Genomic DNA, 24240 nt, shown 5'->3' with positions numbered 1-24240 from the left:
GCATAACAACGCTTGGATGTACTAGGCAACTGCGGCAGGATCTACAAATTCCACATCAGCATCCGGCCTGCCCTGCATTTTCCGGCAAAGCCTGGCGATGGTGGAACGCATCTCAGATCGTGAAACAATCATATCAATTGCCCCGTGATCCAGCAGAAATTCACTGCGCTGAAAACCTTCCGGCAGTTTTTCCCTTACCGTCTGCTCAATAACCCTGGGGCCGGCAAAACCAATCAGGGCTCCGGGCTCAGCCATGTTGATATCACCCAACATGGCAAGACTGGCAGAGACACCACCGTATACCGGATCAGTCATCACCGAGATGTAGGGAATGCCTGCCTGACGCATTCTTTCCAGTGCTGCACTGGTTTTAGCCATCTGCATCAGAGAAAACAGGGCTTCCTGCATCCGGGCACCGCCACTGGCAGAAAAACAGATCAGCGGCATCTTCTCTTTCAGGCATAGCTCGGCAGCCAGGGCAAACTTTTCTCCGACCACAGAGCCCATGGAACCACCCATAAAAGAAAACTCAAAGGCAACGGCAGCGACCGGAATGTCCTCGACGGTGCCACGCATAGCCACCAGGGCATCCTTTTCGCCGGTCTGTTTTTGCGCGGCTGTGAGTCGATCACGGTACTTTTTAGTATCACGAAACTTCAAACGGTCATTGGGCTCCAGGTCAGCAAACAGCTCTTCCCTTCCCTCCCGGTCGAGAAAGTAGTCCAGCCGCGTGCGGGCACTGATTCTCATATGATGCTGGCACTTGGGACAGACACCCAGATTCCTGTCCAACTCTGGACGATAGAGAACGGCCTCACACTTCACGCATTTGCGCCAAAGCCCTTCTGGTACACTGCTGTTTTTCTGCGCATTGGCAGAACGTGATAACGATGGAATCAGTTTATTGACTAACCAGTTGCTCATTCATTCATCCTGTCATCGTCCATAGCTGAGCGTATTTCGGCAATTCTGCTGGCAACACGGTCAATGGCGGCCTGCCCTTCACTGCCATACTGAGCCAGCTCAGATACCAGAACACTGCCCGCAATAACACCATCTGCTACCCGCCCAATCGCTGCAGCAGACTCACCATCACGGATGCCAAAACCAACACACACCGGCACATTGGCAAAGCGCCGGATGTGATTGACCCGCTCTTCAACTTCTGTCGTATTCAATGTTGCTGCGCCGGTTACCCCTTTCAGGGATACATAATAGAGATAACCGCTGGCAACGCTGCAGATTTTGGTTATTCGTTCATCGGACGTGGTGGGCGTAATCAGGTTAATCATATCCATACCACAGTCATGCAGCATAACCAGGAGATCACCTGCCGCCTCCGGTGGCAGATCCACCATTAACACACCATCAACACCCGCCTGACTGGCCAACTCAACAAACCGGTCATACCCCATGATCTCTACCGGATTGAGATAGCCCATCAGGACAACCGGTGTGACATTATCCCTTGCCCGGAATTCAGAAACCATTGCAAAAACGTCATACAATGTAACACCGTGTGATACTGCCCGCTCATGGGCCTGGGCAATCACCGGACCATCAGCCACCGGATCTGAGAAAGGAAAGCCTAGCTCAATCATATCCGCACCATTGTCAACCAGCTGATGCATAACGTCGACGGTCTTTCCCGGAGGGTCACCCGCAAGAATGTAAGGTATCAGTGCCTTACGCTCTTGCCCCCGCAACCTTTCAAAGCAGGTTTTAATTCTGTTCGTTTCAAGACTCATGCTCTGCCCACCTTATACTTCGAGGCCGTCAATAGCGGCAACCGTATGAATATCCTTATCACCACGGCCTGACAGGTTACAGATAATGATCTGGTCTTTGTCCATCGTGGGCGCGAGTTTATCAACCCATGCCAGGGCATGGGCACTTTCCAGCGCAGGCATAATACCCTCAAGGCGGGTCAGCTTACGGAACGCCGCCAGGGCCTCTTCATCCGTTGCCGCCGGGTATTGCGCACGGCCGATATCTTTCAGGTAGCTATGCTCTGGGCCAATCCCCGGGTAGTCCAACCCGGCTGAAACAGAGTGACTCTCGATAATCTGGCCATGTTCATTGGTCATCAGGTACGTTCTGGCCCCCTGCAGCACGCCCGGGCGACCGGAACTCATTCGGGCCGCATGTTTATCGGTATCAACACCGTGCCCTGCCGCTTCAACACCGTACAGCTTGACGTCTTTATCCAGGATAAATTCATGGAACAGCCCCATGGCATTAGAGCCACCACCCACACAGGCAACCAGTGCATCCGGCAGGCGCCCTTCCTTTTCCAGAATCTGCCGACGGGCTTCCCGGCCAATAATACTCTGCAGATTGCGCACCATTTCCGGATAGGGTGATGGACCACAAACCGTACCCAGCAGGTAGAAGGTGTCTTCAGGGCGCGCCACCCAGTCCCTGAGCGCTTCATTAATGGCGTCTTTCAGCGTCTGGGAACCGGTTTCTACCGGAACCACGGTGGCGCCCAGCAGCTTCATGCGATAGACGTTCAATGCCTGACGTTTAACATCCTTGGCGCCCATATAGACGACACATTCCAATCCAAGGCGAGCGGCCACTGTTGCCGAGGCAACACCGTGCTGGCCCGCACCGGTTTCGGCAATAATCCGGGTTTTGCCCATATGTCTGGCCAGCAGCGCCTGACCAACCGCATGGTTGATTTTATGGGCACCGGTATGATTCAGGTCTTCGCGCTTCAGGTAGATCTTTGCGCCACCAAGCGCCTGAGTCCAGCGCTCAGCATAATAGAGCGGTGAAGGACGACCGACAAAGTCTGCCAGGTCACGGTCAAAATCTTCCTGAAAATTCTTGTCCCGCCAGAGCTCTCGCCAGGTGCGATCAAGGTCTTCCAGCGCACCCATCAGGGTTTCGGCCACGAAACGTCCACCGTAACGGCCAAAATTCCCCATTAGATCTGGTTGTTCGTACCTGTGTTCTTCAGAGAAACGAACGTGGGATTCAGAAATTTCTTGATCGACCATCATCTTCCCGCCGCCTTGATAAAGGCTTTGATTTTGTCGTGATCCTTAATGCCAGGCTGGCTCTCTACGCCACTGCTGACATCAACTCCATAGGGTCGAACCCTGTTAATTGCCTGAGCGATATTGTCAGGACTCAGACCTCCGGCAAGCACCAGAGGTTTATTCAGCTCATGGGGTATCAAATCCCAGTCAAAGGATTCACCGGTACCACCAGCCTCTCCGGGCTTATAACTATCAAGAAGGTAGCCACAAGCCGTTTTGTAGGGAGCTACGCTATCAATTACCGGGATTTCCGACCGAACGCGGAATGCCTTCATATAACGGACCCCCCAGCGGGCGCACTCGGTTTCCGGTTCATTACCATGAAATTGCAGAAGTGAGAGAGGAACCGCACCCAGAACCGATTGCATCAGTTCATCAGAGGCATCCACAAACAGCCCAACCACCGAGACAAACGGTGGCAGTACCCGGACAATCTCCACGGCCTGCTTAACCGTGACATAACGACGGCTTTTCCGGTAAAACACCAGACCAATGGCATCAGCGCCGCATTCAGCAGCGATCAGACCGTCCTCAACACGGGTAATTCCACAGATTTTTATACGAGGAGATACTTCCATTTCCCGGTGTTCTCTTTCCCACGCCCGGCGTCTGGAAACCATCCAGAATACCGTATCAACAACAGGGTAAGGGCTTGAAGGCGCTTCCATACTGTCAATGCAAAGAGCAATCCACAGATCAATACAGAAGAATAGGCAACCCCTGAGCGATCGTAGATATTATCAGAACGTGCCGGTGATTACTGCACCTGACTCCGGAAAAAGCGTCAATTTACAGCGGAATTAACGGGGCAATAAAGTGCGGATTTGATTCGCTGGCCACAAGACCGAATACCTCATCGTATCCTGCATCAACAAAATACAGTCCACAGGGCGAAGCGGTTACGCCACCTTGTGCACGATCCCGGGCATCCAGCACCTCTTTTGCCCAAACGGGTTCCCGCTTGCCACAGCCCACCGCCATTAACACACCAGCAAAGTTACGAATCATATGATGCAAAAACGCATTGGCCTGAACATCAATAACAATCAGTGGCCCGTGGCGGGAAACATCAAGCCGGGTCACCTGCCTGACCGGATTCTTTGCCTGACATTGAATAGCCCGATAGGAAGTGAAGTCGTGTTCACCCAGCAGATATTCTGCCGCTGCCTTCATCCGTTCAACATCCAGAGGCCGATAATTCCAGGTCACCCCCTTGGAAAGGTGTGCGGGCCGAATGGGGTGATTGTAAATAACGTAACGATAACGTCGCCAGAGAGCAGAAAAACGGGCATGAAAGTCGTCAGAAACCGGCTTTACCCAGTTCACGGCAACATCATCCGGCAAATTAGCATTAGCACCATAGGCCCATCCACGATCGGTACGAACAGCATCCGTATCGAAGTGAATGATCTGATTGCAGCCATGAACCCGGGCATCCGTTCTTCCTGCACAGATAACGGATACCGGATGGTTAGCGACTTTTGAAAGCGCTGCTTCTACAGCAGCCTGCACAGTGGGTAAACCGGTTTTAAGAGTCTGCCAACCAAAAAACCTGGAGCCGTCGTATTGAACGCTGGCAGCATAACGGGGCATGAATAAAATACACCTGAAGTTATCAACTAAAAGACTTGTGTTGTCCTTCCTACAACGGTTGATTCTTGCGAGTTACTCATTCTCATAGGACGGAACCGAGCACCCTGCGATGACCTTAACCGAGTACTAGCCCGGATATTTCATAAACTGCCCCGAATCTCGCGCAGGACTTTGTCGCTCTAAGGGATTTTGCGAGGGAGTGCCGTACCGGGGAGTACGGTCGACTGAGCAAAACTTCCTTAGAGCGGCAAAGGACAAGCGAGAGCGGGAGCAGGTTTATGAAATATCCGGGCTAGAGTTCTTTATAGACCTTGGAGTCATGTCCGGCAATCCAGCACAACAGGATGTTAACCGATCAATTGGATCCGGTGTTATCCATTAGTGACATGGCTTCCTGCTTCTGCTCATCATTGCCTTGCTCAACCACTTCCAGCAGGATCGCAGAGGCCCCTTCCATATCACCCATATCGATATAGGCTCTGGCCAGATCGAGCTTGGTGGCAACCTCATCCCCCTCTGACAGGAAGTCAAGATCATCATCCAGAGAAGCTTCGAGATGCGAACCGCCCTCATCAGAGAAAGCAGCCTGACTGTCCTGGGCCAGAACATCGTCTACCTCAGAACCAAAATCAAGGTCATCCAGTTCATCAAGCTCATTAAGCTCATCAAGCTCATTCATCTCTGGCTGTGCCAGAGCTTCAGGCTCTTCCTCCAGATCGAAATCATCCAGATCAAAGTCCAGATCATCCAGAGAGTCTACGCTCTGCTCATCAGAATCCAGTTCAAGTCCATCCAGATCAAGGTCTGGCATCTCATCGGTTTCATCCGGCACTGAAACGCCTGAAAATTCATCAGAGAATCTGGCCTTAAAGACATCCGCTTCACGCATCGCGGCAGAATCACCCGATGCCTCCAGATCGGCCAAGGCCTGATTAAACTTTTCAAGATCGCCACTTTCTGAATGAACTTCAACGAGCTTCAGCTTAAGGTCAGTTCTTCCGGGTTCATTCAAGATGGCCTGACTCAACAGCTCATCAGCCTGATTCAAGCGACCATACGCAATATAGATATCTGCCTCACTCAGCGGATCTTCTGTCTGCTGAGTCGTTTCCCCCTCCGCTTCCAGTTCATCAACAACCGATTCATCGATGGCCAGCGCTTGATCAAATTTCAGTTCATCCTCTGCGCTGGGAGAGGCTACCGGCTTTGGGGAGGCATCAACCGGTGCCTCCTTACTCAAGTTGAGAGATGGAATATCCGTATCGTCTTCATCATCCAGCGCTTCCTTCTGCTTTCTGCGACGCTTATAAAGGAGCCAGCCTGCTCCTCCCAAAGGCATCAGAGCCAGCAGAAGCAACAGCAGTGGCTTACCAAAGAGTGCATCCATGATGCCAGGCTTATTCACCGTTTCAGGCTGGCGCTGCGCGGGTAACGGTGGTGCTGACACAACCTGATTCTGCAGCGCAGCCATCTGATCATCTTTCATGGCGACCAGACGTTTCAGTGTGGCGATCTGATCATCAAGATCTTTCAACCTGCTCTTGAGTTCTGCATTCTCGCGGCTCAGCTTATCAAGCTGTTCACGGGTCATGGCCAGCTCAGTCTGCAGCACTGCATTATTACCATCAGCGTCCCCGCCGAGGTCCTGTCCACGTCCGGTAGCCGCTTCACCAGAGACGATAGCCAGCTTGCCATCAACCGGCTGAAGAGAATCTCTGGCGACTGATGGCGTTCTTCTCGTAGCGTCCAGTTGAGCCACCTGGCTACGCCCCTGCCACTCACGATTCTGTCTGGACACATCAGCAATCGCTTCACGGACCGTCATACGGGTAATATCATTGCGGTCGGGAATCCGGAGAACCTGCCCACTCTTGAGTCGATTGATGTTGTTATCAATAAACGCCTGTGGGTTTCCACGCTGAATCGCCAGCATGGTTTGCTGCACCGTCACGCCGGAATCAGGGCGCACGCTCTCTGCGATGTCCCAAAGGCTGTCATTCCTGCTGACACGATAAGTCCGGGATGAGTCATCACCCATACCCGAAGATGCGGCATTCTGACCGGAAGAAATCGGCTGCGCCGGTTGTTGTTGAGCAGAACCGGTATATACAACAGGCTCTGGTGACGGAATATTGTTATGGTTTATTTCGGGCGACTCGTCCCATACAGGGTTCGTCCCATAACGAGGCGGAGTAGAAGTGGGCTGCACGACAGGCGCTGAAGTTTGACCATTAAAGACAGGAGGATCAAGGAGCAGGGTATACTCTTTCAACAGCCGACCGCTTGGCCAATGCACCTCAACCAAAAAATTGAGGTAAGGCTCATGAACAGGGCCTTCACTGGTGATCCTGATCAAACCTTTGCCATCCGGGCCGACTTCGGATTTAAACCGAAGGTTATTCAATATGAATGGACGCTCAACTCCAGCCCGCTCAAAATCTGATTTACTGGCCAGGTTGGACAGGATCTCATTGCGGGTAAGATCGTTAACCTGCATTAACTCGATCTCCGCCACCAGGGGCTGATTCAAAGCTGAATACAGCTTCACCTCCCCCAGACCCAGCGCATGGGAATTAATTGACGCAATACCCCCTGCCAGCGCTGACATCACTACTACAAGTTTTTGCAGTTTCATCGTGAATCCTTGTTTTATACATAGACTGCCTGAGCCCCTTGTGCCTTCAACTATCGTGAAAGCAGCCCCCTTTCCCTATACAGCAAGGAACGCCAGCCAGTTGGCCTAAGTTATCACTTAGCAAAGTCTTTTATCAATAACCCAATCAATTCAACAGCATGAACAGCACTTCTCTTGAAGCTATCGGCCACCATCCAGAAACTCAAGTCTGTTGCATAATCTGATTGCTGGCGGATCTTGCCAATATGCAGCTGATCACTTCCCGCTGCGTCCTCAAGGGTCGGCATATCAGAACCATCAGCCACTGAAACTTCGGGAAGTTCTGACAGTAAAGACGGTATTTCCGGAATATCAACCGGCTGGACAGTATCCAGATCGATGATATAGCTGTCACCAAAAAATACCGGGGTTGTAATGCAGGTCACACGGATATCCAGCTCCTCTCCCAGGATCATCAGGAGTTCACTGCGCATATCGGCTTCATTGGCAATTTTCCCGCCTTCCCCTGCATCAACTTCCGGAATCAGGTTGTAGGCCAGGCGAGCGGAAAAGTCTCCACACTCTACCGGTTTTCCGTTGAGCAGTTCAATGGTTTGCTGACGCAGGGCATCGACACCCTTGTTACCAAGCGAAGCGACCGGCCGCATGACCACCAGGTTCATACGACGGATAGTAAATCGCTGGTGAAGCTTTTGCAGCAACGGGAGCAAGCAGGCAACGGCAGACCCGGGTACGGCAAAGTAACGGTTATCCATCGCCTCTTCGATAAAATGCGCATTCAAGTCAACCATTACCGGCACGGTATAGCCCTGGGATGCCGCCCCCCTGGAGGCATCAATAATGACACAACCACTCTCAACTGCCCGGGTCATCAGCTCCACATTTCGGTCACACCCGGCCGGCATCACCAGAAAGTCGGTAGCCGAAAAATCTGCTTCATCAGCAGCAACAAACTCCAGAGTTTCTCCATGAAACTCAACAGAGCCCTGAACCTGCGACGATTCAGTGAGTGGATAAAGGCCCATCACCGGCAGCGGATTACCACCAAACAGCTGTTCTTCCAGTTGCCGAACCAGTGTTTCACCAGCCAGTGTATCGGCAGCGTAAATAGCAATATTGTATGTTCGGTTCATGGATAAAAGGCCCCATCAGCCAAAGAAAACCGGTGGTATGGCGCTGTTTTCAGCCAAAACCACACAAATGATACAAAAACGTCGACTTTATACAGGGCATAGATATCAGGCAAGCGGTTTCAGACCGTTCCTTTGGAAAGTTTGAAATGTCCCCGGGCAATGGCTATCGGTAACTCCCGGTTACTCTGCCAGGCGGTCACCGCCACATTGGCCACCCTGGCCCCCTGACGACAGACTTCACATTGTGCAAAGGTATCCTTTGGCTGCCCGGAACGCAGGTAATCAATCGAGAAGTCAATAATCTTGGGCAACCTGGGCTCATCCATAAACAGCATCAAGTGCAGGGCCGCTGACATTTCCATAAAACCACCAATTACCCCCCCATGAATAGCAGGCAGTAACGGGTTACCGATATTGGTCATCTGATGGGGCAGGGTAAACAGGGCATCATCTCCCACCGGGCTACACTGCATACCGATCAGGCTGGCATAGGGAATGCCACTGGTCAGCATACGATAATCCCTCGAGTCTCTGGCATCCTTTATGATTTTTGCAAACCCGGATTGTTCGATCCCTGCCCTCATTGGAAACGCTCCTGCATCGACTTTATCGAGTTTTGTCCAATTCGCATAAAGGTGCCTACCGCATGGGCAATGGGTTGATCACGACTCGCCTGGTAGGCTACGCCCCGGGTAAAGACCATGGATCGCGTGATATGGTAAGCCTCGGCAAATGCCCGAACCGGCTTGTCGGGCTGTGCGGTGGTCATGTGATCAATACGCAGATCCAGTGTCGGGCAGACTTCCAGCTGCTCCATACGGGTGAATACTGCAAGACCGCAACAGGAATCCATCAATGTGGTTATCGCCCCCGAGTGAATGACACCGGTTTCCGGGTTCCCTATCAGCCGGTTGTCGTAGGGCATTGCCAGCTCAATGCCATGGCGATCCGCTCTGACCAATGACATATTCAAGTGAAGACAATGAGGAATAACTTTGACAAAGTTGCTGGCAAAGTCTGTCAGCTGTTGTTCCGTTAACATAATTCATTCGTTTTCTGGTTATTTTTTATCAGAGTAAAATCGTCAACATACGACGCAGTGGCTCTGCCGCCCCCCACAACAGCTGATCACCGACCGTAAATGCGGTCAAATAATCAGGGCCCATATTCAGCTTTCGAAGACGTCCCACCGGGATACCAAGACGCCCGGTTACCGCAGCAGGTGACAACTGATGCATAGTCTCTTCCCGGTGGTTTGGAACCACGGAGACCCAGTCATTAGCCCCGGCAATCATGGCTTCGATATCTGCCATGGGAATATCCTTACGCAGTTTAATGGTCAGGGCCTGGCTGTGGCAACGCATAGCACCAATACGAACGCAGATACCATCCACCGGAACCGGTGCAGCCTGGCGTCCCAGGATTTTGTTGGTTTCTGCCTGAGCCTTCCACTCTTCGCGGCTTTGCCCATTGTCCAGCTCTTTATCAATGTAAGGAATCAGACTTCCAGCCAGTGGCACACCAAACTCACTCTGCGGAAGATCAGTACTGCTTAAAAGAGCGGATGTCTTGCAATCAATATCGAGAATGGCACTGGCCGGGTCAGCCAGTTCAGCAGCAACATTGTTCTGGATACAGCCCATCTGGCTGATCAGCTCACGCATGTTTTTGGCACCGGCACCGCTGGCCGCCTGATAGGTCATGGCACTGACCCACTCAACGGCATCCTGCTGAAAAAGCCCACCCATGGCCATCAACATCAGGGAAACCGTGCAGTTACCACCGATAAAATTCCTGACACCATCATTCAGCGCGCGGTCAATCACCTCACGGTTTACGGGATCAAGAATCACCACCGCATCGTCATTCATCCGCAGGGAGGACGCTGCATCAATCCAATATCCCCGCCAGCCACTGTCACGCAATGGCTGGAAGACTTTACCCGTGTAATCGCCACCCTGGCAGGAAATAATAACGTCCATTTCACCGAGGGCATCGATATCATGGGCATCCTGCAAGTCACCCACAGGCACACCGATATCCGGCCCCGGCTGACCCAGCTGGGAAGTGGTAAAGAAAACAGGCTCTATGCCTTTCCCCTGCAAGCGGGCAAAGTCATTCTCTTCCTGCATCCGCTCCATCAATACGGAGCCAACCATTCCTCTCCAGCCAACAAAACCCACTTGTTTCATACTGCTCTCCCCCAAAGCGTGGCCTCTGTCGAAGACAGGCAGCAGAGGCCGCAAACTTGATAAACGTTATACACTCAACAAACTGTTAACCACCGCATCCCCCATTTCGGCGGTTCCCATTAACTGACAACCTTCAGAGGCAATATCTGCGGTACGATAGCCTTTATCCAGAACATCACTGACTGCTTTTTCAATTGCATCCGCTGCTTTACTTGCTCCCGTAGAAGAGCTATTTGCGAGTGAGGAGCCTTCAGCTAATGAAGAGCCTTCAGCTAATGAAGAGCCTTCAGCCAATGAAAAGCGAAGCAACATCGCCAGCGACAAAATCTGAGCCAGAGGATTCGCCTTGTTTTTCCCGGCGATATCCGGTGCCGAGCCATGAACCGGTTCGTACATTCCCTGATGCCTTTCGTTCAGGGATGCTGACGGCAACATACCAATAGAGCCGGTTAACATCGCCGCACAGTCGCTGAGAATGTCACCAAACATATTACCAGTCACCATCACATCAAACTGTTTGGGTGCCCGGACTAACTGCATGGCGGCATTATCTACATACATATGGCTCAGCTCAACATCGTTGTAGCCTGCGGACTCTTCGACAACCACCTCACGCCAGAGACCAGTCACTTCCAGAACGTTGGACTTGTCCACCGAACAGAGTCGTCCACCCCGCTTTCGGGCAGCTTCAAAAGCCACTTTGGCGATACGGCGAATTTCAGACTCCCGGTAGACATAGGTGTTATAACCTTCGCGCTCTCCATTTCCCAGAGTCCGGACGCCCCGGGGCTCACCAAAATAGATGCCACCGGTCAGTTCCCGCACAATAAGGATATCCAGACCAGCCACCAGCTTTGGCTTCAGGCTCGATGCCCCGGCCAATTGTGGGAAAAGCATTGCCGGACGGAGGTTGGCAAAAAGGTCCAGTTCAGAGCGAAGCTTCAACAGCCCTTTTTCAGGGCGGTTAGCCATGGGTTGATCATCCCACTTCGGACCACCCACCGCACCAAACAGAATCGCATCCGAGTGCCTGGCCAGTTCAAGGGTTTCATCACTCAGCGGGACACCATCATGATCAATAGCAGCACCACCAACCAGACCATGACTGACGTCAATATCCAGCCCGAAGCGCTGTTTGGCCGCATCCAGCACTTTCAGAGCCTCAGCCATTATTTCAGGACCAATACCATCACCCGGAAGGCATAAAATCTGCTTACTCATGAAAAGCTCCGCAGTTAATTATTATTACTGGTGAATAACCAGGGATTATCTTCTTTATAACGCTGTTCGAAAATACGGATATGATCCGCATCCTGCAGGGTCAGACCAATATCATCCAGACCATTGACCAGGCAGTGACGACGAAATGCATCAATGCTAAACGACAGTTCCCCGCCATCAGGCTTAACCACCACTTCACGCTGAAGATCGACCGTCAGCTGGTACCCCTCATTAGCTTCCACTTCATTGAACAGCTGCTCTACCACCCCGACAGGCAGCGTGATCGGGAGAATACCGTTTTTAAAACAGTTGTTATAAAAAATATCCGCAAAGCTTGTTGCGATGACACAGCGGAAACCAAAATCATCCAGAGCCCAGGGTGCGTGTTCCCGGCTGGAGCCACAGCCAAAATTCTGCCTGGCCAGCAGGATGGACACACCCTGATAACGGGACTGGTTCAGGACGAAATCCGGATTCAGCGGTCGTTTAGAGCAATCCTGCCCCGGATAGCCCTCGTCCTGATAGCGAAGCTCATCAAAGAGATTGACACCAAAGCCGGTTCGTTTGATGGACTTGAGAAACTGCTTGGGAATGATCATGTCCGTATCAACGTTGGCACGATCCAGGGGAGCAACCAACCCCTGATGAACAGTAAAAGCCTGCATGATTTCTCCCTCCTCAAGCCACCGTTACAGATGTTTGACCATCAACATCACGAACATCAACAAAATGGCCCGCAATGGCAGCCGCAGCAGCCATTGCCGGACTGACCAGATGGGTGCGCCCGCCAAAGCCCTGACGACCTTCAAAATTACGGTTAGAGGTCGATGCACAGTGCTCTCCCTGTCCCAGTTTATCGGCATTCATGGCCAGACACATGGAACAGCCCGGCTCACGCCATTCAAGGCCCGCCTCAACAAAAATCCTGTCCAACCCTTCGGCCTCAGCCCGGGCTTTCACCAGGCCAGAGCCTGGCACAACCAGCGCCTCTTTAACCGTGTCAGCCACTCGCTTGCCTTTGACGACAGCTGCCGCTTCGCGCAAATCTTCAATCCGGGAGTTGGTACAGGAACCGATAAACACCCGATCAACCGGAATGTCGGTAATCTTTTGGCCAGCAGTTAATCCCATGTACTTCAGGGCACGGGCATAAGCCTCCTTTCGGGTCTCATCCGGCGCATCCTGCGGGAAAGGTACCCGGGCATCAACCGGCAGCACCATCTCCGGTGAAGTTCCCCAGCTCACCTGTGGTTTGATCTTATCACCATTAAGTACGACAACTTCATCAAAAACGGCATCACTGTCTGAATGGAGTGTTTTCCAGACGTTAACCGCCTGATCCCATTGTTCACCCCGAGGGGCAAACGGCCTGCCCTGCACATAATCGATGGTTGTCTGGTCTACGGCTACCATTCCGGCGCGGGCGCCTGCCTCGATGGCCATGTTGCAGAGGGTCATCCGGCCTTCCATGGTCATATTGCCAATGACATCACCAGCAAATTCAATGGCAAAACCGGTGCCGCCCGCTGTACCAATATGACCTATGATGGCAAGGATGACATCTTTAGGGGTGACCCCGGTTCCCAGGGAACCATCCACCCGAACCAGCATGTTCTTCATCTTCTTGGCCACCAGACACTGGGTCGCCAGAACATGCTCAACTTCCGAGGTTCCGATACCGTGGGCCAGCGCGCCAAAAGCGCCGTGTGTTGATGTGTGGGAGTCACCACAGACTACGGTCATGCCGGGCAACGTAGCGCCCTGTTCCGGACCAACCACATGAACAATACCCTGGCGCTGATCCTGCATATCAAACTGGGTGATACCAAAATGGTCACAGTTTTCATCCAGCGTCTTTACCTGGATTTTCGACACCGGATCCGCAATCCCTTCAATACCGTGCTGACGTTCATTCAACGTGGTGGGTACATTGTGGTCAGGTGTGGCAAGGTTAGCGTCCAGACGCCAGGGCTGACGGCCGGCCAGCTTCAGACCTTCAAAAGCCTGTGGAGAGGTCACTTCATGGAGCAGCTGCCGGTCGATATAAATCAATGCAGAGCCATCATCACGCTGACGGACAAGGTGGGCATCCCACAACTTGTCATAAAGCGTTTTGCCCCCGCTTTTCCCATTGAAAGCCTGGCCAGCCATCGAACCATCCTCGTTCATGTAATAAAATAGAAAAAGATTGTTTTTGTTTGATTTATAAACAGTTTTACTACTGTCTTCAGAGCATTTTCATCATACAGCGTTCAGCTTATCCTCAACACGGCCTATCCTAGCCGCTGATAAAAAATTACTCAAATTCATCTTTTTTGTGCTGTTGATAACTTTCTGAAATCAATCGACTCACAAGCGGGGGAAAAACTGTTTCTGACCCAACCTGCGGTTAGCAAAAGAATGAAGTGAAAGGTCCGCTTGCCATTGCCACCAGCCATCCTGTCGGCTTACGACGTCTGACTTATACTTCGAAAGACTTCACCAGAACTTACCCTGAGGTGAAGCTGGATATCCGGTTTGTTGATTCAGAAGCCTGTTACGAAATGTTGAGTCGCGGGAAAATAGAACTGGACATTATCACGCTGCCTCCGGATCGTCAGCCTACTATTTATTATTCTGAAAAACTCTGGTACTAACTAATGATATCGTTTGTTGCTAACCCAGACTCTAAAAAGAGTCGGTTTAACATCAGGTTTCTGCTCCACTTATCGACTTCACCAACAATATTTCTGACATTGCCGTGCAGGACATTACTAAGCTGACCGTGACACTGACCAAGTATTTTCCTGCTTTTTTCTTTCTCTGACATCTCACACAATCTATGCCTTAATTCTTCAATTTGAGGCAAATAGAATTCTGATTTGAAGTGATCGAGCTTATGTTGAGCTTTTGCGGCCTTACCTTGCGTTTTAAGGGTACGTTTATTCAGATACACTGCGTATAGCTTAGATCTTGTCTGCTCAAATCTCTTTCTTTTCTCAACGCTTTGAATAAAGCGCGAATCCAATGGCTTCAACTCAACACCTCCGCACCAACGCAGATGATTTTGAGCTTCTTTACACAGTAAATTCCACCAAAAAACTAACTGACCGGAATGGGTTGAGACATCCGAAAATCTCACAAACCTCTTTTGTATTTTCAGGTAAAGCCCATCAATATGCTCAACCAGGTAATCACCAGTGTGGAAAAAATCCCCCTTGAGTTCATCAAAGCATTTCATAAAATAGTCAATATCATCTGCCACTATTTGGTGTTTAAGCACTTCCATTTCATTTGCATTCAATACCACAGCAAACCTCAGGGCATCTTTACGCTGGATATCGGAATTCCCCGCCAACCGCCTCCCCCCATGATCACGAATGCTTTCTGTGTAACACTCCTCCCCACCAGAGCTATCACTTTCCTGCCAAACACTGTCACTAGAGTCCGTGCTATCCGGTGGCAGTAATGTGATGGACTCATCTACATCACTTTCCGATACACTGCCCCCAAAACCGGAGTCATACCGACTTAGAGCTTTACGTTCGGGTTCAAAAGTATCATCTGATCGACTTTTACTCTTTGTTAATTCACCATCCCCGCTTTCAGCTTTTTGATGGCTCCGCTGTAGACTCCCATCACTTGTATCAGATATCACCTTGCGGCCTGAATATTTACCCTCGGTATTTTTGGCTGCATCAGGATTCAATCCGTCTGCCAGTCTTCCACTGGCCGTATAACAATTGTTCTGATTTATAGGCTGTGTCGGCATAATAATCCAAAGTAATGATTAACTACCAATTATTCGACTCAACTTAAAATTTATATAGTTTAAGCGAATCAAATCTCTCCGGGTTCCCCTGCAGAGAGCAAAAACTGGACGCCAATACTTTTCTCATGAACAGACTTATTCCGATAGGGAGCCGTTAACTGCTGCAATTATGTAACGGCCACTGCCATGACTCCTGACTCCGGATTAAACCAAGTGCACAACCGATTTAGAGATTAGTATAAATCGCGATCTATAACGTAAAAACCATCATTCATACTTACATGAAGTCAAACAGAACAGAAACAGCACTCGCCGCCTGCCTGCTGCAGGAGTATAATTACGCCCCCACCTTTTTAAGAGCCAAGAGATCGTAGTTTATGTTCAAGGCATTAGTACTGAAGCAGCAGAACAAAAACACTGTCGCTTCCATAGAACAGCTGGATGAATCAACCCTGCCAGCAGGGGACGTCATGGTTGGTGTTGAATATTCATCACTGAATTACAAGGATGGCCTGGCCATCACCGGGAAAGGAAAGATTATCCGTGAATTCCCGATGGTGCCGGGCATCGACTATGCTGGCCGGGTGCTCTCTTCACAAGACGACCGGTATCAGCCCGGTGACGCCGTTATCCTGACCGGCTGGGGTGTTGGTGAAAATCACTGGGGAGGCATGGCCGAAAAAGCCAGCGTACCTGCTGACTACCTGGTTGCCATGCCCTCTGGACTGGACAGCCGTAAAGCAATGATTATTGGTACTGCAGGCCTGACCGCCATGCTCTGTGTCATGGCACTGGAAGACGCCGGCATTACCCCTGAGAAAGGTGAAGTTCTGGTCACTGGCGCCAGCGGTGGTGTTGGCAGTGTCGCCGTGACACTGCTGGACCAGTTGGGTTATCAGGTGGTGGCGGCTTCCGGTCGTCCGGAAAACAATGAGTGGTTAACATCCATCGGGGCTGACCGGGTTATTGGTCGTGCAGAATTGCTTGAACCTGCCCGCCCACTGGAAAAGCAACTCTGGGCCGGTTGCATTGATACCGTCGGCAGTAAGGTGCTTGCCAAGGTGCTGGCACAGATTGATTACGAAGGCGCTGTTGCAGCCTGTGGTCTGGCCGGTGGCTTTGATCTGCCAACAACGGTTATGCCGTTCATTCTGAGGAGCGTAAAACTGCTGGGCGTCGATTCAGTCATGTGTCCATTTGAAAAACGCATGCAGGCATGGTACCGGATTGCAGAATTACTGCCTGAGTCTTACTACCGCGATGCAGCTACAGAAATTGAACTGACGGCAGTACCCGAACTGGCGGAAGCCATTACCAATGGACAAGTCACCGGCAGAACACTGATTAACTGAAGTTACGCAGCTAACAGCTCTCTCAGCTGCCCCAACGAAGCTTTCAGCCCTGCCATATAGATTTTGGCTCTGAGCTGAAAGTGATTCAGATTTACTTTCAATGACAATACTTCCAACCTGAAGGCTGAGTAAATTGAAAGAAAGATATGATTACTCTGTGTTCTCACAGTATGCGCCGGTGACTTGGCCATTGACGCATTCGATTTCAGCGTTTTATGGAAGACCTCGACTTTCCACCGTTTCTCGTAGATTGCCTTGAGAGTCTCGGCATCACAGTCAAGATCGCTGCAAACCAGATAGAGAATGCCTGTGCTTCCGTCTTTGTTTTTAAAGACCTGACGGTATAGCAGAACAGGGAAATCGACACCTGCTATCCACCCTTGTACAGGCTTATCTTCTGAAAAATCAACAGTATCTATACGCTGTGAACGGCCTTGTAATTTGTCGTCCAGACTGAGGGATACCTTGCGGTTTGACTTCATCGCCATCAGGAAATGTTTATTACAGTCGTGTCGAATAAACATCATATTGTCGTTTGAGCAAAACCAGCTATCTGCAAGGACATAGCGGAACATAAGCTGGTTATGGCAGCAAATCATCAGCATCTCCCGCATCATTTCATTTTTGGTTTGCTCTGCATATCGTCTTACCTTTTTTGTCTTCAAGTCGGTGTACAGGATGGTTTTCTCGATCAATTTATAGGCGACAGGAATCGACGCATCTCCGGCATGGTAGTGTGCATTGAGCAGATTTATACCTTTCACGGTGCGATTTTTTGTATGATCAAAATGCCAGGTGTTCAGGGCATTCTCTTTGCTGAACTGCTTTTCCTGAATCGTATCGTCAAAGATCAAAACCCCATCACTGCACTCAACCTGTCGCACGACGGGTTTAACGTAAAGCCATAAGTCACGACTGGTAAACTCATTGTTTGAAAGCAATCGGGTGAATTGGTCATGACTGTAGACATTATCCAAAAGCTCTGACACTCCCGTTGCAGTGGTCTTCCCAGACGACGACAACAGGTAGTCAGAATAAAGTTCTATGAGATCATTTTTCATGCCACCAATAATGGCTGATTTTCAGCAAGGTGCGTAACTTGAGTGATTAAGTTGTAATACCCACTCCAGCTTCTAAACTTTTCTCAGGAAGTCTGCTGGTCAGGCTCCCTGACTCGTCAGATGCAGCTACCCAAAAGCGTCTGGCAGACCCTCAATACCTTGCACCATTGCTCAGGAGACATAGAGTTTAAAACGCAAGGTTCAAGGCTTCGTTTCTCATATATTGCCATTGCCAGATAATGAACCACCGCCCGGTACTCTATGTGATTGGCCTGTTCCTGACCGCGATGGCCAAGTTTATGCTCATTCCTGTCATCTATGATCTGCTGACAGGTGATTCTGATATCTGGGAATTTGTGGCTGCTGCAGCTATTACCCTGATTACGGGGGGTGCCCTGACCATCAATTTCAAGCCAGAGCACTTTAATATGAAACCCAGTCAAGTCTTTGTGCTGACCACACTCTGCTGGCTGGCAGTATGTACTTTTGCAGCACTTCCCTTCTGGTTCAAACTCCCCATCAGTTACACCGACGCTTTTTTTGAAACCATGTCGGGCATTACCACCACCGGGTCCACTATATTGACAGGTCTGGATCGTATGGCCCCCGGTATATTGCTCTGGCGGTCACTGCTGCAGTGGTTTGGTGGCATCGGTTTTATTGTGCTGGCTGTTGCCGTTCTGCCATTTCTCAAAGTGGGTGGTATGCGGTTGTTCCAGAGTGAATCTTCCGACTGGTCCGAGAAAGCAATGCCCCGCTCAGGCAGCATTGCCAAACGTATCGTTACTGTCTATCTGATCATGACGGCTATCTGCGCCTACCTTTATTTCCTGGGCGGCATGACCGGATTCGAAGCGGTCAACCATTCGATGACCACGGTATCAACCGGCGGGTATTCCACCTCAGATGCTTCCATGGGACTATTTAATAACCCGTTTATCATCTGGACAAGCACCCTGTTCATGATATTGGCCAGCTTGCCCTTTGTTCTGTTTGTTCGCTGCATGCGGGGTGAAGTTAACTGTCTTTATCAGGATACACAAGTACAGGCCTTTATCGGTTTTGTGGTTGCCGTCTGGCTGGTGTTGTCTATCTGGTTATGCTTCCACTCTGACTACACCTTTTTACAATCGCTGACCCTGGTCTCCTTTAACACCACCTCAACCATCACCACCACAGGCTTTGCCTATGGCGACTATACGTTATGGGGCGGCTTTGCCAACCTGATGTTTTTCTTTCTGCTGTTCGTGGGTGGCTGCTCCGGGTCAACGGCGGGGGGGATCAAGATCTTCCGCTTCCAGATCGGAGGAAAGTTGCTCAACATCCAGTTGAAGCAACTGGTCCATCCAAGGGCCTGTTTTGTACAAACCTATAATGGCCAGCAAATCAGCAGTGAAATTCTCCGTTCACTGATCGGTTTCAGCTTCTTCTTCATCCTGCTCATTGCGTTGATGAGCCTGTTATTGTCCCTCTGTCATCTTGACCCGATAACCAGCATTACCGGTGCCACCACAGCCGTATCCAATGTGGGTCCCGGCCTGGGAACAATCATTGGCCCGGCCGGCAATTTCAGCTCGCTTCCGGATACCGCCAAATGGATATTAAGCGCCGGAATGCTCCTTGGCAGACTTGAGGTTATTACCGTTCTTGTGCTTTTTACACCTGCGTTTTGGAAAGGCTGAGCAATTCACTCTCAAAAGCCATGGCCAGAAGCCATACCCCTTCTTAAAAACTGATTAATTTCAGTAGCCACTACATTCACCTTTGGCTTGAAAGATAACCGTTGTTTTTCCTTTTTGCGGGCATCCCTGAAGGGGTTTAACCAATTTGCGATAGAACGCATCTGCTCACCATAATGTTTGTTAATATTACGATACACATACGCCAGAGAGCTCAGGTAAGCCGCCACATTAAGGCCTGCGGATGAACCAGGGACAATCTCAGGATGTGTCTTAAGTCGATCAAGACCCGGTTCGAAATCACCATCAATAGTCACTGGTATAAAGCTTTTAACCTCGGGGTAATGATAATCCAGATACTGACGTAAACCTTTCAATAGCAACTCAGCAGCTTTTTTATCATCACCAATAAGATGAAACCCCCAACCAGCAGAATGGAGAATCCATATATCATTTGGGAAATGCATACAAGCTTCCCGGCAAAGGCACCCGACAACATCCCGATATTTATGAGGCAGGTGATAATAATCGGAAAACAGCCCATTCAACTCTCTCCAATAATTCCACCTGGTCTTCCTTCCGGGTTGCGGAAGCTCAGTTGCCATAATTTCTGAATATATATCGTGAACAGTGTCTTCTTTGACTTTTCTGGCAGAGCAAGGTCGTGCCATTGGATAGGATTGGACAGAATTTATTGTTTCTGAATTTCGAGGATAAACAGTTTGATTTTTCAACCCCCCTTTAGCTTTATTTTTTCTTTTACCTTTGTGCTTTTTACTACGAGCGACTATAGCTTGTGTTTCAACATCCGGCTGCAGGGAGCTGATATCATCCTGACCCGGAGACTGATCAAGATCCTCCAGAGCATCCCTGTTTGCTATGAGTAGCATGTTACTGGCAGCCTTACTCTCATAGAACTCCTCCCGCCAACTGATGCCTTTACCTCTATAATAATCAGCAGCCTGCCTGCAGGCCTTAACAATAGCATCGTTATCGCCCATCTTTTCCAGACAGGCAATCCATTCTTCGAATACCGGAACTTTATTTTGTCCACTGGCCAAAGACTGGTATATACGCCTTGCTGCATCAACAGCACCCGACTTTTCTTCACACCGGGCCTGCATAAATTGTTTCAATACACCCGCAGAAGGCTGTAGACGGTAAAACCATTCGTAACATTCAAGCAATCTACTAGCATCCTGAGGAGATTTTTCTAATACACAAACAGTTGCCGTATGCAAAAACTGCAACAGCCCAATATACTGGATAAAATTTTTGGGATCATCCAGGTCCTTATCCAGAAAATTCAGACAACCACTTTTTACGCGGGAAATCACCACGTCCGGGTGGACCTCTTTTCCTACCAGCAAACTGAAATGTAAAGGCTGGACCATTAACTCATCACAATCCCCACGCCCCTTTTTCATGTTCAGAAATTCTTTTTCCAGCCGCATTAAATCACGAGATCGCCCAAAGCTTTTTAAAGCCACTTTTACCGGTAACTCAGGGCTAAAGTATGATGAGCAACCGTCACTACTGTCAATGTTCAGGCAGCAGCCAATAACATTAAAAAGATAATACATATCCCAAGTCAGGTACCATCTATGAAATCCTGCAACAACTTTCAATTCGCCATGACTTAGCATGATTCTGTAGATTAATTCAACAATTTCTCCACATTCATACCGTACAGCATGACTCATTTTTTCATCTTCATCGTCACTATGATCGCGCATCACTTTTTGCAAAATGAAAAACATACATCTTAAAAAATGATAAGAACTGTGGAAATCAGACAATATTTCAAGAAGACTGGTAATATCTTGTTGACTTACTTTTTTATGCTCATCCTTTAAATCAACAGAAAGTTTTTCTGAAATACGCTCCAAATCCCTTAACTTTATCTCATTTTCAATTTTCAGTTCATTCTTCTTTTTTTTCAGTTGAGAAACTGTCATTTTTTCCCTGGAAACAGAACCCAGTTTATCATCATTAAAGCCGGAACCTTTTTCCATAACATCGATGGCTTTTACCAGGTAAAGATATTCCTGAGACCTGGCATCAAAAAAAACAGAACTAAAGCCTGAAGATCCCATGTAATTATCGGTGGTCCTCGGCTCTGCAGTGCGCTTTGAAAGACTGTCCGTTACAGTCGCTTGAGCTGCCCCCAAGTTGTTTTGTAAAAGATCGTCATGAGTTTCAGAGCTCTTACTTCTAGCATCTGAGGCTGAGGCTGAGGCTGAGGTTGTAGATACAGAATGGAAAAAATTATAGTCTGAGGAATTCATAATAATTCATTAAACATTACCAACATAGATGCTTTAGACATTAGAATTGGTACAAAGTGCCTAAATATAACAATTACATAACGATCCATGTCCAAAATCAGATCAACATGAGCATTCAGGCAATTAAGCTATTTTGCAGAGCATCAGACAGTTTAGACTCATCAACCGTTAAGGGGAACATAGCCCCCAGATGTGCCCTGTGCGTTGAGTACAAGATGTAAACCCGGAGAAAATATGTAACTGTTCAGCACCCCCACATAAATCTGGAATTTTCTGATTTTTATACCATCCTCTTAAGCACCATTTTTCCACAATATTCGCCAGCATGATTCCAGAACTACCCGCAACTATGTCGGCTGAGATTCTCTTGAAAGAGAATGCAGAGCTGCGGATGAGAGTTGCCTGTCTGGAAGAGCGATGTCGAGAATTGGAAGAAAAGGTTGGCAAGAACAGTCAAAACAGCAGCAAGCCGCCATCGTCTGATGGTTATCAAAAACCTTGTAAAAACAGTAATTCTCCAGATCATTCTGACGACCTTTCCGCAGATAAAGGTACCGATCCATCGGATGAAAAACCCAATCCTAAAAGTCTGAGACAGTCTTCTGGTAATAAAGCCGGTGGAAAGAAAGGGCATCAGGGCACTTGTCTTAAACAGGTCGATATCCCTGACTATATTGAGTACCTTCCGGTTAAAGAATGCAATAAATGTCAGGCGTCTCTTCTTGATAGTGAGCCGGTCAAATATATTGAACGACAGGTGTTTGAACCAGGGAGACCGGGTGAATTTGAAGTAACGGCCCATAGAGCTGAAGTAAAAATCTGCACTTGTGGTTGTCGGAATCAGGCTGAATTCCCGGAAGGTGTTACCGCTGCCGCACAATATGGCTCAGCCACACAGGCTATGGCCGTCTATCTTAACCAATACCATTTCCTGCCTTTTAAGCGCGTGTCAAAGTATTTTAATACTCTCTATAAAATGAGTGTAAGTGCAGGCACTGTCGCCAATTTTGTGGCCAGAACCTATGAAAATCTGGCTTCTACTGAAGAGGTTATTCGTGACGCCTTGCGGGAATCGTCTGTTGCCGGAGCCGATGAAACGGGTATGCGGGCCGAGGGCTCTTTGCACTGGCTACACGTTATGCGGGATGAACAATGGACGCTCTACTACTTGTCTGAAAAGCGAGGTCGTGAGGCCATGGACACGATGGGCATACTGCTAACATTTGCAGGCGTTCTGGTTCATGATCATTGGAGGCTCTTTTCGAATTCCGAACTGCTGAACTATCCTTGGTGGATATAATTAGCCATCGCCAGCATTGACCATGAATATAGGCCGAATCTCAGATCTCATCAGTAATGACACCTGCTTTGAGATGATCCGTGAGAACCGCTGGCCAGATGGCACTGTTCTCTGTCCGCACTGTGATTCTGAGAATGTCAAAAAGAATGGACACGACAATGTGCAGGTAGAGTGCCAGCACTATTACTGTAAGTCCTGTAAGCGCTACTTCGATGACCTGACAAATACGGTTTTCGCAGGACACCACCGACCACTCAAAGTCTGGATTGCCTGTCTCTATTTAATGGGGCTGAACGTCTCCAACAGCCAGATAGCTCAGGAACTTGATCTGTGTGTCAGTGATGCACACCATATGACCACAGTCTTACGAAATGGTGTTGTTGACCGAAAGCCTGAAGTGATTCTTGATGGCGAAGTTGAATTCGACGAGGTCTACATTGTAGCTGGTCACAAGGGACACCCTGAAGCATTAAAAAAATCTGGATCGTCCACCGAGAAAAAGAAGGCTTAAAGGCGCTCCGGGCCGTGGGACTCTTGAAAAAGACAAACCGCCGGTATTGGGAATGATTCAAAGGGGAGGTCAGGTCATTATCAACATGCTGTCGAACGTTAAGAAGGCGACAATCGAACCATTTATCAAGAAACACGTAGCCCCACAGAGCCAGATTTATACCGATGAATACAACATCTATGATGACCTTGAAAGCTGGGGCTTCAGACATAAAACGGTCTGTCACGGCAAAGGTGAGTATGCTCGTGATGATGACAAAGACGGTATTTACGAGGTGCATGTTAATACTATGGAGGGGTTTTGGTCACTTCTACGCTCGTGGCTAAGGCCTCACAGGGGAATATCCCAAGAGGCTTTACCCCTTTACCTTGGCTTTTTTGAGTTTTTGCATAATATTGGCCGAAGAGGCAAAAGTCTTCTTCAGCCCTTAGTCAACTTGCTGGTTACATAGCAGTCTGGAATTGGAAAAGAGCCTCA

The 24240-nt window shown here is 49.3% G+C and carries 23 protein-coding genes; 6 read left to right on the top strand and 17 right to left on the bottom strand.

Annotated elements, in window-relative coordinates:
* Positions 1–21: 21 nt before the first annotated feature.
* The 13 genes from accD to leuC form a co-directional block, all read right to left on the bottom strand.
* Entirely contained in the window at positions 22–924 is a 903-nt protein-coding gene (gene accD / locus MJO57_RS15280) for an acetyl-CoA carboxylase, carboxyltransferase subunit beta (protein WP_252026557.1), read from the bottom strand.
* Positions 921–1748: a tryptophan synthase subunit alpha gene (trpA, locus tag MJO57_RS15275; RefSeq protein ID WP_252026555.1), complete on the bottom strand. Its 828-nt coding sequence runs from the start codon at positions 1746–1748 to the stop codon at positions 921–923. Before trpA ends, accD begins: the two co-directional genes overlap by 4 nt.
* A gap of 12 nt (positions 1749–1760) precedes the next feature.
* On the bottom strand, positions 1761–3008 hold the full coding sequence (gene trpB, locus MJO57_RS15270) for a tryptophan synthase subunit beta (protein ID WP_252026553.1): 1248 nt from the start codon (positions 3006–3008) through the stop codon (positions 1761–1763).
* The gene (locus MJO57_RS15265; protein ID WP_256493304.1) at positions 3005–3667 is read right to left on the bottom strand and encodes a phosphoribosylanthranilate isomerase; all 663 of its coding nucleotides are present in this window, start codon (positions 3665–3667) and stop codon (positions 3005–3007) included. Before MJO57_RS15265 ends, trpB begins: the two co-directional genes overlap by 4 nt.
* 169 nt (positions 3668–3836) lie before the next feature.
* Positions 3837–4640 (bottom strand): tRNA pseudouridine(38-40) synthase TruA, encoded by an 804-nt coding sequence (truA, locus tag MJO57_RS15260; protein ID WP_252026549.1) that lies wholly within the window; start codon positions 4638–4640, stop codon positions 3837–3839.
* Between the two features lie 355 nt (positions 4641–4995).
* Complete coding sequence (locus tag MJO57_RS15255) at positions 4996–7275, bottom strand: FimV/HubP family polar landmark protein (protein WP_252026547.1); 2280 nt, start codon at positions 7273–7275, stop codon at positions 4996–4998.
* 113 nt (positions 7276–7388) lie between these two features.
* Positions 7389–8408, bottom strand: coding sequence for an Asd/ArgC dimerization domain-containing protein (locus tag MJO57_RS15250; RefSeq protein WP_252026545.1), 1020 nt, complete (start codon positions 8406–8408; stop codon positions 7389–7391).
* A 119-nt stretch (positions 8409–8527) separates the two neighbouring features.
* On the bottom strand, positions 8528–8992 hold the full coding sequence (locus tag MJO57_RS15245) for a PaaI family thioesterase (protein WP_252026543.1): 465 nt from the start codon (positions 8990–8992) through the stop codon (positions 8528–8530).
* Positions 8989–9450 carry a PaaI family thioesterase gene (locus MJO57_RS15240; RefSeq protein ID WP_252026541.1) on the bottom strand — a complete coding sequence of 154 codons (462 nt, stop codon included), beginning with the start codon at positions 9448–9450 and terminating at the stop codon, positions 8989–8991. The genes MJO57_RS15245 and MJO57_RS15240 overlap by 4 nt, the downstream gene beginning before the upstream one ends.
* A gap of 28 nt (positions 9451–9478) precedes the next feature.
* Positions 9479–10600, bottom strand: coding sequence for an aspartate-semialdehyde dehydrogenase (asd, locus tag MJO57_RS15235; RefSeq protein ID WP_252026540.1), 1122 nt, complete (start codon positions 10598–10600; stop codon positions 9479–9481).
* A 66-nt stretch (positions 10601–10666) separates the two neighbouring features.
* Positions 10667–11821 (bottom strand): 3-isopropylmalate dehydrogenase, encoded by a 1155-nt coding sequence (leuB, locus tag MJO57_RS15230; RefSeq protein ID WP_252026538.1) that lies wholly within the window; start codon positions 11819–11821, stop codon positions 10667–10669.
* Positions 11822–11835: 14 nt separating this feature from the next.
* Positions 11836–12486, bottom strand: coding sequence for a 3-isopropylmalate dehydratase small subunit (gene leuD / locus MJO57_RS15225; protein ID WP_252026536.1), 651 nt, complete (start codon positions 12484–12486; stop codon positions 11836–11838).
* Positions 12487–12499: 13 nt separating this feature from the next.
* Positions 12500–13972 (bottom strand): 3-isopropylmalate dehydratase large subunit, encoded by a 1473-nt coding sequence (gene leuC, locus MJO57_RS15220; protein WP_252026534.1) that lies wholly within the window; start codon positions 13970–13972, stop codon positions 12500–12502.
* A 254-nt stretch (positions 13973–14226) separates the two neighbouring features.
* Here leuC and MJO57_RS15215 point away from each other — a divergent pair, with 254 nt between their 5' ends.
* Positions 14227–14457 carry a LysR substrate-binding domain-containing protein gene (locus MJO57_RS15215; protein ID WP_252026532.1) on the top strand — a complete coding sequence of 77 codons (231 nt, stop codon included), beginning with the start codon at positions 14227–14229 and terminating at the stop codon, positions 14455–14457.
* On the opposite strand, the gene MJO57_RS15210 is transcribed toward MJO57_RS15215, so the two are convergent.
* Entirely contained in the window at positions 14454–15509 is a 1056-nt protein-coding gene (locus MJO57_RS15210; RefSeq protein WP_252026531.1) for a hypothetical protein, read from the bottom strand. The genes MJO57_RS15215 and MJO57_RS15210 overlap by 4 nt on opposite strands.
* A gap of 440 nt (positions 15510–15949) precedes the next feature.
* Here MJO57_RS15210 and MJO57_RS15205 point away from each other — a divergent pair, with 440 nt between their 5' ends.
* Positions 15950–16924, top strand: coding sequence for an MDR family oxidoreductase (locus tag MJO57_RS15205; RefSeq protein ID WP_252026529.1), 975 nt, complete (start codon positions 15950–15952; stop codon positions 16922–16924).
* A gap of 2 nt (positions 16925–16926) precedes the next feature.
* On the opposite strand, the gene MJO57_RS15200 is transcribed toward MJO57_RS15205, so the two are convergent.
* Entirely contained in the window at positions 16927–17985 is a 1059-nt protein-coding gene (locus MJO57_RS15200) for a transposase (protein ID WP_252017920.1), read from the bottom strand.
* Between the two features lie 239 nt (positions 17986–18224).
* Between MJO57_RS15200 and MJO57_RS15195 the strand changes: the two genes are divergently transcribed.
* Positions 18225–19667: a TrkH family potassium uptake protein gene (locus MJO57_RS15195; RefSeq protein WP_252026527.1), complete on the top strand. Its 1443-nt coding sequence runs from the start codon at positions 18225–18227 to the stop codon at positions 19665–19667.
* A gap of 11 nt (positions 19668–19678) precedes the next feature.
* Here MJO57_RS15195 and MJO57_RS15190 read toward each other — a convergent pair whose 3' ends face one another.
* Positions 19679–21952 (bottom strand): hypothetical protein, encoded by a 2274-nt coding sequence (locus MJO57_RS15190; RefSeq protein WP_252026525.1) that lies wholly within the window; start codon positions 21950–21952, stop codon positions 19679–19681.
* Positions 21953–22120: 168 nt separating this feature from the next.
* Positions 22121–22279 carry a hypothetical protein gene (locus MJO57_RS15185; protein WP_252026523.1) on the bottom strand — a complete coding sequence of 53 codons (159 nt, stop codon included), beginning with the start codon at positions 22277–22279 and terminating at the stop codon, positions 22121–22123.
* On the opposite strand from MJO57_RS15185, the gene MJO57_RS15180 reads away from it, so the two are divergent.
* Genes MJO57_RS15180 through MJO57_RS15170 form a run of 3 tightly spaced genes read left to right on the top strand, consistent with a single transcriptional unit; the run spans position 22278 to position 24214 of the window.
* Positions 22278–23252 carry a transposase gene (locus MJO57_RS15180; protein ID WP_252026521.1) on the top strand — a complete coding sequence of 325 codons (975 nt, stop codon included), beginning with the start codon at positions 22278–22280 and terminating at the stop codon, positions 23250–23252. The genes MJO57_RS15185 and MJO57_RS15180 overlap by 2 nt on opposite strands.
* Before the next feature lie 22 nt (positions 23253–23274).
* Positions 23275–23763, top strand: coding sequence for a transposase (locus tag MJO57_RS15175; RefSeq protein WP_252018121.1), 489 nt, complete (start codon positions 23275–23277; stop codon positions 23761–23763).
* On the top strand, positions 23732–24214 hold the full coding sequence (locus tag MJO57_RS15170; protein WP_252026893.1) for an IS1595 family transposase: 483 nt from the start codon (positions 23732–23734) through the stop codon (positions 24212–24214). Before MJO57_RS15175 ends, MJO57_RS15170 begins: the two co-directional genes overlap by 32 nt.
* Positions 24215–24240: the final 26 nt, after the last annotated feature.

This window comes from Endozoicomonas sp. SCSIO W0465 (assembly GCF_023716865.1).
Taxonomy (GTDB): Bacteria; Pseudomonadota; Gammaproteobacteria; order Pseudomonadales; family Endozoicomonadaceae; genus Endozoicomonas.
Note: the sequence above shows the minus strand (reverse complement) of the source record. Positions and strands in the feature narration are given on the sequence as shown.